Source organism: Dyadobacter sp. SG02 (genome assembly GCF_900109045.1).
GTDB lineage: Bacteria > Bacteroidota > Bacteroidia > Cytophagales > Spirosomataceae > Dyadobacter.
Map to the genome: position 1 here is coordinate 156,473 of NZ_FNYL01000014.1, position 12,640 is coordinate 169,112.

Annotated in this window: 7 protein-coding genes; 2 read left to right on the top strand and 5 right to left on the bottom strand. The window is 49.3% G+C overall.

The features are described 5' to 3' along the window. Window positions 1-97 precede the first annotated feature (97 nt). The 3 genes from BMW93_RS27715 to BMW93_RS27725 form a co-directional block, all read right to left on the bottom strand. Window positions 98-2,407 carry a DUF1549 domain-containing protein gene (locus tag BMW93_RS27715; RefSeq protein ID WP_090384147.1) on the bottom strand — a complete coding sequence of 770 codons (2,310 nt, stop codon included), beginning with the start codon at window positions 2,405-2,407 and terminating at the stop codon, window positions 98-100. Between the two features lie 318 nt (window positions 2,408-2,725). Continuing rightward, window positions 2,726-4,225 carry a RagB/SusD family nutrient uptake outer membrane protein gene (locus BMW93_RS27720; protein ID WP_090384367.1) on the bottom strand — a complete coding sequence of 500 codons (1,500 nt, stop codon included), beginning with the start codon at window positions 4,223-4,225 and terminating at the stop codon, window positions 2,726-2,728. 11 nt (window positions 4,226-4,236) lie between these two features. Next, complete coding sequence (locus BMW93_RS27725; RefSeq protein ID WP_310590245.1) at window positions 4,237-7,470, bottom strand: TonB-dependent receptor; 3,234 nt, start codon at window positions 7,468-7,470, stop codon at window positions 4,237-4,239. Window positions 7,471-7,879: 409 nt separating this feature from the next. Here BMW93_RS27725 and BMW93_RS27730 point away from each other — a divergent pair, with 409 nt between their 5' ends. Beyond that, window positions 7,880-9,790 (top strand): gliding motility-associated C-terminal domain-containing protein, encoded by a 1,911-nt coding sequence (locus tag BMW93_RS27730; protein WP_090384153.1) that lies wholly within the window; start codon window positions 7,880-7,882, stop codon window positions 9,788-9,790. Between the two features lie 34 nt (window positions 9,791-9,824). Here BMW93_RS27730 and BMW93_RS27735 read toward each other — a convergent pair whose 3' ends face one another. Beyond that, on the bottom strand, window positions 9,825-10,292 hold the full coding sequence (locus BMW93_RS27735) for a helix-turn-helix transcriptional regulator (RefSeq protein ID WP_310590246.1): 468 nt from the start codon (window positions 10,290-10,292) through the stop codon (window positions 9,825-9,827). 160 nt (window positions 10,293-10,452) lie between these two features. Next, entirely contained in the window at window positions 10,453-11,268 is an 816-nt protein-coding gene (locus BMW93_RS27740; RefSeq protein ID WP_090384156.1) for a 2,3,4,5-tetrahydropyridine-2,6-dicarboxylate N-succinyltransferase, read from the bottom strand. A 351-nt stretch (window positions 11,269-11,619) separates the two neighbouring features. On the opposite strand from BMW93_RS27740, the gene gap reads away from it, so the two are divergent. Next, window positions 11,620-12,633: a type I glyceraldehyde-3-phosphate dehydrogenase gene (gene gap, locus BMW93_RS27745; protein WP_090384158.1), complete on the top strand. Its 1,014-nt coding sequence runs from the start codon at window positions 11,620-11,622 to the stop codon at window positions 12,631-12,633. The last annotated feature ends 7 nt before the right edge of the window (window positions 12,634-12,640 follow it).

Here is a 12,640-nt window from a genome sequence, read left to right on the forward strand (position 1 = left end):
TAAATTTAATATTCTTACTATAAATTATAAAAGCTATGTCTGTATTTAAAGTAATATTCATTTGATATTTTAAATATGAATGATTTGTATCACACATTTAATAAATCAACTGAAACTCCGGCACCAGCGCAATAGCCCAAACCAGGTCTTGAATGCCTTCCTCGCTAGGTGTCGGACCGAGGATTTTTTTAGCCGCAGCAAGCTCTTTGGCCACCGGCGCGCGGCCCAATGCCTTCCGGTAAAGTGCCGTCACGAGCGAGTCGGACGTCGGGTATTGCGACTTCCATACCTTCGATCCCTCTTTCAATGTCTGCGTGAATTTCGAACCGTTGGTGAGCTCTAATGCTTGCAGCAGGTTTGCCTGGGAGGTACGACTGGTACTCACCGTCTCGCGGTTCGGGCGGCCGAGCGAAGTAAGGAACGGATCGTTCTTCACGAACGCCGCACGCGGGAACGGCAGGCGCGTCTTGATATCCTCCGGAAGCTTTTTCAGCGCAAGCGCGGTATCCGCATACATATGTGTGAAGCTCGAACTGATCGCGTCCGCGAATTGCTCGGCGGTCAGCCTCCTGCGCACCATACCGGTAAATTTGTAGTCGGTAGCCATCATATCGCCCGCCTCTTTCACCGAGGTGGATGGTAACTGATAGGTCTTTGAAGTGACGATTGTGTAGATCAGCTTTTTGACATCATACCCGTTTGTTACAAAATCCGACGCCAGCCAGTCGAGAAGGTCCTGGCTCCAAGGCAGGTTGTCCATGGCATCCACCGGTTCTACGATGCCGCGGCCCATCAGTTGCGCCCATACGCGGTTTACGAGCGTGCGGTACAATCTTCCGTCTTTCGGTTGTACCAGAAAATCGGCCAGTTGGCGGAGGCGTTTTTCGGTATTTGCATTCACTTCGATCTCTCCCAGTTCGGGGTACAGCATGCGGGTTCCGGCGATTTTGCCCGTGGGCTTGTCGCAGCGGTTGATTTCAAGCAGGGTGTCGGCAAAGATGTTGGCGAATGCATAAGCGTCGGCCAATTTCCAGTCGCTGATGAAACTGTCGTGGCAGGAAGCGCATTTCAAATTCAAACCCAAAAATACCTGGGCTACGTTTTGCGCGGCCTGCATTTCGGTGCGCTGACTGGAATTGATCGTTCCCCGCCATTTGATACCTTTAATAAAACCCTCGGATTCCTTGTTGGGGCTGATCAGCTCTTTTACAAACCAGTTGTAAGGCTTGTTGTCCAGCAAACTCGCATAAAGCCATTTGGAAATACCAAAGCGGCCACCGGTAATGTAGCCGGTACCATCGTAGTCGTTGCGGAGCGCGTCGTTCCAGAATGTCATCCAATGCTGCGCGTAGGCGTCGTTCTGGTTCAGCAGTTCTTTCGCGAGTGATTCGCGCTTGTCCGGACGGGTATCGGCCACGAATGCATCCACCTTTTCAGGAGGCGGCAGCAATCCGATAATGTCGAGGTAAACACGTCGAATGTAGGTACGGTCGTCGACGACGGGTTTCCAGCTGCCTTTGTTTTTTTGGAAATAAGCATTCACAAAAAGGTCAACCGGCTTGTCGAGCCCGGCCGTGGCGGCAGGCACCTGCGGGATGCGCGGAGCCAGTTCCGCAACGCGATAAATGCTCTTTTCCTTGCCATCCGGCCAGGGCGCTCCTTTTTCGATCCAGTATGCAAGTATTTTGATCTCTTTCTCCGTCAGGCGTTTACCTTTCGTCGGCATGGCCTCCTTGTCGCCTTTCGGCAATGAAATGCGGCGGATCAGCTCACTTTTATCAGGGTGATTGGGGATCACAACTACGCCGTCTTCGCCACCTTTCATAATGGCTTCCTTGCTATCGAGGCGCAGGTCGCCTTTCATTTTGGTTTCGCTGTGGCAGCTGTAACAGTTATGCGCCAGGATCGTTCTGACTTCCACATTCAGATTTTGTATTTGTTCAGGGGTTAATGCGCCGTTGTTGGTCAGCACGAAATCGGCCTCGGTCTCCCCTTTCGGTTCTACCGGTTTGTCTGCACCGGGCAAAACGCTCGAAAGGTAATCTTCACCGTGCGTAAGCATTGCGCCGTAATGGCCTGCGAACGAAACGCCGAACACGGTGGTAAGCAGCAATCCGCGAAAAAGGCTCCGGTTGCCCGAGCGCAGTATGAATGCGGTGAAAAGCGAAAGCACCATCGTAGCAATTCCCGCCCAGCGGTGGATTTCGAGGTTGGTACCGCTGGAATCTTCGGAGCTGGCCAGCAGCAGTCCGAACACCACAGCCAGCACGGCACTTCCCGCGCTGACCCACGTGATAATGCGGGTTCCATCGCGCAGGACAGTCGATTTACGCTTCCAGTCGATAAGTTCAAAAAGCAATGCAATGCAAAGTAGCCCGATGGGAAAATGGACCAGTAAAGGGTGCAATCGTCCTAAAAATTGCCAAAGCCAGAAAGTTTCGGTTGCTTGGAGTAACACAAGTTCAAGGGGTTAGTGGTTCAGGAATACCGGCGGAGGTATTCCGCAATCTTACAATACTAAAATGCAGCAAATGGAATAGTATCCTGTTCTGTCTTGCTATAAATGATAAATATTCATGATTTTCTAAAAAGGTTTATATAAACAGCTATTCTGGTACTGAATGGGCTATTAAGGTTATAACGATTATGTTCACGGATTAGTTATAAATTTTAACAGGAGAGACATATTGAATGCCTCTCCTGTATGCTTAATTGTTTGTACGGATCAGTAACCCGGATTCTGTGCAAGCTTGGGATTGATCAGTATCTGCGGCGCCGGAAGAGGCAGCAAGTACTCGTTCTCGGTGAAGACATAGTCCGTCGAGTTGAATGGTACATTACCTCTTGCTACCGTCGGGTTTGCGCGTTCCTGCGCACCGTGCGCATTCATGAATGCCGCCCATTCGGCCGGTGTTTTGGTCCTTTTGAGATCAAACCAGCGGTGGTTTTCAAACGCCAGTTCCAGTCTTCTTTCCTTCAAAACAGCCGTTCTGAATGCCACCTTATCCGAGATTGCCAGATCGGCGAGGCCGGCGCGTTTACGTACCTGGTTTACATACCCCAATGCTTCGGCAGTCGGCCCCGATTGTTCGTTGATCACTTCCGCGAGCATGAGCAGCACATCGGCATAGCGCAATACCGGCCAGTTGGTGTTCGTACGGTTCACGATGGTGTGCGGGTAGTTGTATTTGAATACGTAAGGTACCTTGTAAGTGGTGGTATCCAGCTTGAAATTAGGCTTGAGGGAAATGTCTTTCCGCAAGTCGCCTTTCTCATAGGCCGCCATAATGTCGTTGGTAGGAACATTCCGGCCGCCGTTCGAGCCAGCGGCATAGCCAGTCACCGCGCCCTTGGACACCCTCGGTGCGAATACATATTCGAAATTACTCCATTCGCCGTTGTCGTTGTCGCCCTGGTACTGGATTTCGAAGATAGACTCAATGCCGTTTTTCGTAGACGGATTGAAGTTGTTCGCGTAATTGGCATGCAGCGCGTAGCCCAGGGTTGTTACCTCTTTCAAAGTCGTTGCCGCATCGGCGTATTTCTTCTGCGTGAGATACGATTTCCCCAGCAAACTCAATGCAGCACCTTTGGTTGCACGGCCAAGATCGCCGCTAGAAGCATATTTCGCAGGCAATGACGCCGCAGCTTCTTTCAGGTCCTTTTCGATTTGCGCCCACACATCGGCCTGGGGCGATCTTACGAGATCGAATGCCGGGTCGGGAATATCCAGGGTGGATGTGACCATGATGACGTCGCCGAAGTACTGGACAAGGTTGAAGTACATGTACGCGCGCAGGAATTTGAGCTGCCCTTCCGCCTCTTTCCGTGCGTTTTCGGTCATGGTAGCTTCCACCATTTTCTCCAATGTGAGGTTACAGTTGTACATGGCCGCATAGTAACCGTTCCAGAGGTTGGCAATTTCACCATTACCCGAGTTGATCGTGCTGAATTCGAATGCTTCCCAGCCGCCCGCGCCACCCCGGTCTGACGGGTTCAGGTCGACAGTGGTATTGTCTGTTTGAAATTCACCAAACAAATATGCGGTGTTGGTGAGCGCCTGTACCTGGCTGTAAACGCCGCTGAGTGCCTGCTTAACCTGCTCTTCGTTTTTATAGTACAAATCGACTTCCACCTTGGTAGGGTCGGTTTGGTTGAGGAAATCTTCGCTGCATGACGACAAGCATAATGCCATTGCGATTCCGAGTATCGTTATTTTTTTCATCTTCGCCATTTTTAGAAGTTGACTTTAAGACCCATAGAGAATGTTCTTGGCACAGGGTAAGACTCGTCGTCATTATTAAGTTCGGTGCCGCCGCGTACACCTGCATCGGGGTTGTTGCCCGGATACTTGGTGATCAGCAGGAGGTTAGCCGCATTAACGAAAATACGCGCGTCGGACAGGATGCTGCCCATTTTAGGTAAGGTATAACCGATCGTCACGTTTTTGACCCACGTGTGGCTGCCGTCGTACACGTAGCGCTCGCTGCTCTCGCGCGACCATTTGAAGTAATCGGTACCGCCTTGCGAATTCTTGGCATTGGGGTTAGAACCGGGGTTTTCAGGTGAACGCCAGCGGTCTTTCGCTTTTTCCAATACGTTGAAAACGCCGTCCATGTTCATGGTCGAAGCCTCGATGTTCCTGTAAATGTCGAATTTGTGGGCACCCATCAGCAACACGCTCACGTCGAAGCGTTTGTAATCGACACCGACAGTCCATCCCCAGTTAAATTTCGGATTAGGGTTACCGATTTCGGTCATGTCCTTGGTATCGTAGGAAACGATCCCGTCAGGGCCGCCGTCCGGTGCGCCATGCAAATCGGCAAACTTCATAGCACCCGGTATGGCACCGTCCTGCTTTGGAGCAGCGTCGATTTCGGCCTGGGTGTTGAAAATACCGAGTTTTTTATACCCGAAAATCATACCGATCGGCCGACCTACCTGCTGGATATTGTATCCGCCATACTGGCTTCCTTGCAGGATAAAGTCGTTCTGTCCCCGGATCTCGAGGATTTTGCTGCGGTTGAAAGTGATATTCGCATTGGTCCTGAAATTGACCTGACCAATTTTCATCCGGTAGCTGGCCGCAAGTTCGACGCCCTGGTTCTGAACTTTTCCGAGGTTTTTCAATGTCGAAGTAAAACCGGATACCGCGGGGATGTTATAGCCCAGCAACATGTCATCCGTGATCTTTTTGTAATACTCCGCCGTAAAGACCAGCCGGTTGTTGAAAGTGGATAGATCAAGACCGATATTCAGCTGGTTTGATTTTTCCCAGGTAAGCTCCGGATTAGCAAAACGGTTGACCGTCTTACCGATCGACAATGAGTTGTTGAAAACATAGTTGTTCAAAGTGAGAAAGGCAAGGCTGGCGTAGTTGCCGTCGTCGCCCGCATTCTGACCTGTACCGAAGTTGTTGTTGGCACTCACCTGGTAAGTGTTGTTACCGGTCATACCCCAGCTACCCCGCAATTTCAGGTCGGTGAGCCATGCTGCTTTGGGAATAAATGATTCTTCCGAAAGCCTCCAACCTACCGACACCGCAGGGAAGTTGCCAAACTGGTGCCCTTCGCTGAAACGCGAGCTTCCTTCGCGACGGAACGTGGCAGAAAACAGGTATCGGTCTTTAAATGAGTAGTTTAAACGCGCCAGGTAAGCGAGCATCGTCCATTTGCGCTCCATGGAGAACGATGAGCGAATGGTCGCATTGCCGAGATACGGCGCCAGGTCGTCCGGGAAGGTGTTACCGGAACCGTACAATCCTTTTACAACCTCTTGCTGCGCAGTGTAACCCAGCATTGCGTCCAGGTGGTGATTTTCCCCAAAATTGACATTGTAGGTAAGCAGCTGATCGGCTGTGTAGTTTCTCAACTCTTCGGAGTCGTCACGCTCGGAAGCCAGACGTGGAGGAGCGCCGTTTGATCCGGTTGCAATGGCAAGCCCGATCGTCGAAGGCACATATTCCTTATACTGGTTATAGTTGATCTTCGCATTGACGGATGTTCTGAATTTCAGCCCCTTGGCAATGTTAAAGTCGATGTAGCCGTTTGCGAGCACATCGGCGATGTTGCGGTTACGATCGATGTTTTTCAGCAGGTACAAAGGATTTGGAAACCCGAAAATGTCCCCCACTCCATTGTAATATGGAATCAGGTCACCTTTTTGGTCATATGCCGGATAACGCGGGTCGCTGATCAACGTAAGGCCCACCAATGCGCTGCGGCCGTCAGTAGCTGCGAGGCTGGACCGGGAGTAGCTTCCGGCGATATTGACGCCCATTGAAATGTATTTGTTAATGTCGCCAGCCAGGTTCGTACGTACGGATGCACGGTCATAATCGGTGTATTTCAATGCACCTTCTTCCTTATAATAGCCGATTGAGACCATGGATTTGATAGGGCCTTTTCCGGACGACAGCGATACGTTTACATCCGTGTAAAGTGCATTGTTGTTCAGGATCAGGTCAAACCAGTTGGTAGAGTACTTGGTATCAGCCGGGTTGCGGAAGTCAAGGGGAATCTCCTCATTGGTCGGCTGGCGTTTTTTGTCGAGCACGAAGCGTCCAATGAACACCTCTTTCTTGAACTGCGCGAAATCGGGACCGTTCAGTACTTTGGTTTTCCGTGAATCCGGTACATTCTGTATACCTACATCAACGGAAACATTCAGGCTGGTTTTACCTTCCTTGGCGGATTTAGTGGTGATCAGGACCACCCCGTTCGAACCGCGGGCGCCGTAAATGGCTGTGGAAGCCGCGTCTTTCAATACGGTGATCGTTTCGATGTCGTTAGGGTTAAGGTTTTGGCCCACCGAAATACCGACCGGAAACCCGTCAATCACATATAATGGGTCACTACCTGCCCCGAGCGAGCTGATACCGCGGACTTTCACTTCGAATTGCTGGCCCGGCGTACCACTTTTTTGCTTGATGATCACCCCCGGCGCCTGGCCCTGGATCATCCGGGTCACGTTTGATTTAGGGACTTCACCAATGTCCTCCATGTTAATGTTGGATACGGCAGAAGTAATATCTCGCTTGCGCTGGGTACCGTAACCCACCACGACTACTTCTTCCAATGCTTTGTTATCCACGGCTAATTGAACGTCCAAAGTAGTCTGATTACCCACTGTAATCTCTTTTGGTACGTACCCGACGAAAGAGAAAACTAAAACAGTACCGCCTGTTTCAGGCACATTGATGGTGTAATGGCCTTCGGCATCGCTTACGGTTCCGGTGCTGGAACCCTTTACGATCACACTTACCCCCGGAAGGCCTGCGCCGTTTTCGTCGGTAACTTTCCCTCCCAGCGACCGGTCGGCGGTCACCAGAATCGGGTCCTTCGTCGGGGCGGCAGCGGCCGGGGCTTGATAGAAGCCAACGAGCGCCACACCGAATAATACCTGGCCGAGCATCAGCTTGCAAAGCGGACGCAGCCCGGTGTTGAATCTTAATTGTCGAGATTGATTCATACGTTCAGGATTGGAATAGTGAATGGTTTGATTTAATAAAATGGGCTTTGTGCTTAGGTTCTTTCCATAGGCGCTGTTTTGGGGTGGAACATGGTGGCCGGAGCGGCCGGAACGGAATAATAAAATTCAAACATATTGCCGGGAGACAAAATGATTGGGCTTGAAGTACATATCGACTTTAATGTTTGATATGTACAATTAATGATTTGAATTATATTATTTTCACAATAGTATTGGTATTTGAATTCCATACTATCCTGTGCTGTCCGGTATGCTACGAAAATTGTGAGCAGGACACAATTAAATTATCGTTGGCTTTCCCGCGCAAAATTTAATAGACCCTTAAACTGGTGACATACAGGTAAAATACGTATTTTAGGGCATCGGCCTCAATCCTAACACCCACTACATGTTGAAAGATCTACGGTTCCGATTACTCCTATTTGCATTTCTGGGATGGTTTACACCGTTAACCCACGCAAACCATATTGTCGGTGGTGAACTACAAATGAAACCCGTCGGCACTGCCAATCAGTACGAGATCACGTTGATACAATTCTGGGACCAGAATGAATTGATAGTTCCCACACCCAACAATCCCGGTAACCGCGACGTATTCGTAAACTTGTACATTTACCAGAAAAGCAATAAGCGCTACAAAGCAACCGTGCGGCTCGACTATATCAGTACCGAACTGATCACCTACCAAAACAGGGCTTGCGCCAGCAGCCGTTCGCTTAAAACTTCCATCGGTTATTATAAAGGAACGGTATACCTCAATCCGGCCAATTATTCCGATCCGGGCGGGTACTTTATGGCCTGGGAACGCTGCTGCCGGAATGGCGATATCAACAATATCGAGAAGCCGGGCGACAACGGAATGACCTTTTACCTGGAATTTCCGCCCCTTTCCATCCGCAACTCATCTCCCGAAATCGTAGCGCCCAATGGCCAGTACATTTGCATTAACAGGGCTTTTTCAATGCCCATGAGTGCTACCGATGCGGATGGCGACGAGCTGCGTTACTCGCTCGTGACACCCATGCGCGGTACTACGAGCCCGGGCGAGACCATTGGAGACAGTACTTCCAAAAGCAGCTATCCCCTGGTAACCTGGTCAAATGGCGTCAGCTTATCGAATGTTATCCCGGGGCCGAGGCCGCTGTCGATCGATGCTTCCGGGAAACTGACGGTCACTGCAAATGCGCTGGGCTTGTATGTGTTCACGGTTCAATGCGAGGAGTTTCGGAACGGCCAACGGATCGGCCTGGTACGCAGGGATTTTCAACTGCTTGTGATCGATTGCAGTAATGACCAGCCCGAACCTCCGGTGATCCAAATGGAGGGTAATGATGTCACCGAAGTGAGTTTTTGCCCCGAATCACCTGTGGAACTCACCACCACCGACGCCACGGATTGGTCGTATCAATGGCAGCTCAATGGGCTCAACATTCCGGGGGCCACGGGAGCGAGCATTACGGTAAAGGATTCCGGCAGCTATTCCGTGGTCAAGAGTTATACCAAGAAATGTTCGAGGGATACGGTTTCGTCCGTCGTCCATGCTACTTTCACCGAGCCGGTTCCGGCGGTGATTTCCGCGGATAAGCAAATGCTCTGTGGCAACGATTCTATCGTATTGCTGGCGAACGGCGGCGTTGCAAAACCGGATGAGAAACTGTCGTGGCATAATGGGACTACGGCGCTGGAAGCCAGGAACCCAAGCCTGACGGTGAAAGAGCCGGGTGTGTACATTTTAGAAATCGACGACGAGATACCCGGCTGCGGCGGAAAGGACACGATCGAGATTGGCCGGGAGGAGTTTTCTGTGGTATTGCCGGAAAAGCAAGGCATTCTCGAAGGTGGTAGCGGCACGGTCACACCACTGGTGAGCCCGGAAGCTTCTTCCAATATCTATGCATGGTCGCCTCCGGATGGGCTGGTGTCCGCGGCTGGCGAAAAGACTGCTACGATTACGCCGGTGCAGAATGAACAATTTTATCATTTACAGGCGACGTCGGCCAGCGGTTGTATTGCCGTGGACAGTGTGTTGGTGTACATGATAAAACGCATCTATATCCCGTCGTCCTTTTCGCCGAACAGTGACGGTCATAATGATACGTTTCAAATTTTCAATGCCGACCAGCAAATTGAGCGAATGCGCATATACAATCGCTGGGGTGAGCTTATCTTCCAGTCAACCGGCTATGACAAGCCTTGGGACGGCACCTACAAGAATGCACCGGTACCTGCCGGCAGCTATCCGTACATTATCAAGACAGCCGGGCAGGAAATCAATGGCACCGTGCTGCTTTTAAAGTAAACCAGAGATTTTTGAATTTCCTTTCTTCGTTTTGTCACCCCTGTTTGAATTCTTGAAAAGTGCCGTCAGAATAGAAAATAAGCACTTTTTCGATCTTTTTCTCAGGTAAAACGTTCGGTTTCTCCTTTACGACATTCGGTTGTGCGGGCTGTGCCGCGGGGATAGCCTTTTTACGCGATTCTAAGACGGGTTCACTAGCGGTCGCCGGGGCCGTTACAGGCAGTGGTTCGTCGTCGAGAATCCAGCCGATACCCAGATCGGGAAACCGCTTTACAATTTTCTGCACCATATCGAGACTCGGCTTATTTCTCCCCGCGAGTATATGCGACATGCTCGATCGTTGTATTCCTATTTCATCTGCGAAGAGCGATGGTGTGATATTTTTGTCAATTAGTATCTGTTTAATCTTGTCGGTGAGATCCATGTGGTAGTTTACAATAATTGGCACAAATGTAAACAATGATTGATAATCTACAAATGTATTTATGTAAATAAGGCGCATTCGTAGTTTAGTAAATTGAATTCGAATAATTGTAATATGTAAATAGCAATGAGAGGCAGGTGAGTTACATATGTGAACTCTGGTTTTGGGCAAAAAATAAGTGCGGCACAAAGATTCATGCCGCACTCAGAATACGTTATTTGAATGATTTCCCGGAGAACTATACCGCTACGCTATTGTCGCGAAGTGCGTCGTTCAGGGATGTTTTGAGGTCAGTGCTTGGTTTACGCTTACCGATGATCAATGCGCAAGGCACGTGGTAGGTACCTGCGGCAAACTCTTTGGGCAGTGTTCCAGGGATTACTACGGAATCCTCAGGCACGTATCCTTTATATTCGACTGGTTCGCTGCCCGTCACGTCGATGATTTTCGAGCTGCCGGTAATTGTTACTCCTGCGCCTAAAACCGCTCTTTTACCTACGCGGGCACCTTCCACAACGATACAGCGCGAGCCAATGAATGCGCCGTCTTCGATAATTACAGGGGCTGCCTGAACCGGTTCTAATACCCCTCCTATTCCTACGCCCCCGCTAAGGTGAACATTCTTTCCGATCTGCGCGCAGCTTCCGACAGTCGCCCAGGTATCGACCATCGTACCTTCATCAATATAGGCACCGATGTTCACATAAGACGGCATTAGCACTACTCCTTTTGAAATGTAGGCACCGTATCGAGCCACGGCCGGCGGTACTACCCTTACGCCAAGCTGGTCATAACCCGATTTTAGTTTCATTTTATCGTGGTACTCAAAAATGCCAACTTCGCTAACGTGCATTTGTTGGATCGGGAAGTAAAGAATGATTGCTTTTTTTAGCGCTTCGTTAACAATCCATCCGCCATTAGCATCGGGCTCCGCCACCCGTAGCCTTCCTTTGTCGACCTCTTCAATTATATCGCGGATAAAGTTCTTTGTTGATTCTTCCTTCAATAATTCCCGGTTAGCCCAGTAAGTCTCAATCTGTTCAGTGAAATCCATGTTAAAGTATGAAGTTAATAAAATGTATTTAAAGTGTTGATTATAAGTAAGTTAAGACTGAATGAAGAACGAAGTATTGTACTTATATCCGAACCGTATTTAAACCATAATCGGGAACGCACGTACAATAATATAAGTTATTACAATAGAAACAAAGCGTCGCAGATATGCTACTATATTTAGTAAATTAAAACAAAGAAATACTAACTAAAATTAGTTTCGCGCGGCGAATTTACTAATACTAATATCAATCGTGGCTTTTAATGCTTTCTTCTTTATATTTCCTTCAATACTTTTCATCCGCGGACATTTTTATTAATATTGCGGCTGAAATAACCAATCTACCTCGATATGTCAAAAGTAAAAGTCGCAATCAACGGATTTGGCCGCATTGGCCGCCTTGTTTACCGTCAAATCTATAACATGGAGGGCATCGATATCGTAGCCATCAATGATTTGACTAGTCCAAAAGTATTAGCACATCTCCTTAAATACGATACAGCCCAAGGACGTTTCGACGCAGATGTTAAAGCTACCGACAATTCCGTGGTCGTAAACGGCGAAAACATCGTTATCTACGCACAACGCGATCCTTCACAAATTCCCTGGGCGCAACACGATGTGGATGTAGTTCTCGAATGTACTGGTTTCTTCACCAGCGCAGAATCCGCAGGTGCACACATCAAAGCAGGTGCTAAAAAAGTGGTTATCTCCGCTCCCGCTACCGGCGACCTGAAAACAATCGTTTTCAACGTGAACCACGACATCCTTGACGGTTCAGAAACCATCATCAGCGGTGCTTCTTGTACTACAAACTGCCTTGCTCCAATGGCACAAGTACTCGAAAACAAATTTGGTATCGTTAACGGCTTGATGACAACCATCCACGCCTATACCAACGACCAAAACACCCAGGATGCACCCCACCCGAAAGGTGATTTGAGAAGAGCGAGAGCTGCTGCCCAGAACATCGTTCCTAACAGCACAGGTGCTGCAAAAGCGATCGGCCTTGTATTGCCTTCATTGAAAGGTAAACTCGACGGTTCTGCTCAGCGCGTTCCTACGCTCACCGGTTCATTGACTGAATTGACAGTTGTTCTTGGCCGCGAAACTACCGTGGAAGAGATCAATGCTGCGATGAAAGAAGCCGCTAACGAAAGCTACGGCTACACAGAAGATGAAATTGTGAGCAGCGATATCATCGGTATCAGCTACGGTTCATTGTTCGATGCTACGCAGACCCGCGTTCAGAAAGTAGGTGACGTTCAGCTTGTTAGAACTGTTTCATGGTACGATAACGAAATGTCGTACGTATCTCAGTTGGTAAGAACTGTTTACTACTTCGCCGGTTTGATCCAGAAGTAATAACATA

Excerpts from the sequence above, each read along its gene's own strand:
- BMW93_RS27720 (WP_090384367.1), bottom strand. The coding sequence starts at position 4,225 with ATGAAAAAAATAACGATACTCGGAATCGCAATGGCATTATGCTTGTCG.
- BMW93_RS27725 (WP_310590245.1), bottom strand. The coding sequence starts at position 7,470 with ATGAATCAATCTCGACAATTAAGATTCAACACCGGGCTGCGTCCGCTT.
- BMW93_RS27730 (WP_090384153.1), top strand. The coding sequence starts at position 7,880 with ATGTTGAAAGATCTACGGTTCCGATTACTCCTATTTGCATTTCTGGGA.
- BMW93_RS27735 (WP_310590246.1), bottom strand. The coding sequence starts at position 10,292 with ATGCGCCTTATTTACATAAATACATTTGTAGATTATCAATCATTGTTT.
- BMW93_RS27740 (WP_090384156.1), bottom strand. The coding sequence starts at position 11,268 with ATGGATTTCACTGAACAGATTGAGACTTACTGGGCTAACCGGGAATTA.
- gap (WP_090384158.1), top strand. The coding sequence starts at position 11,620 with ATGTCAAAAGTAAAAGTCGCAATCAACGGATTTGGCCGCATTGGCCGC.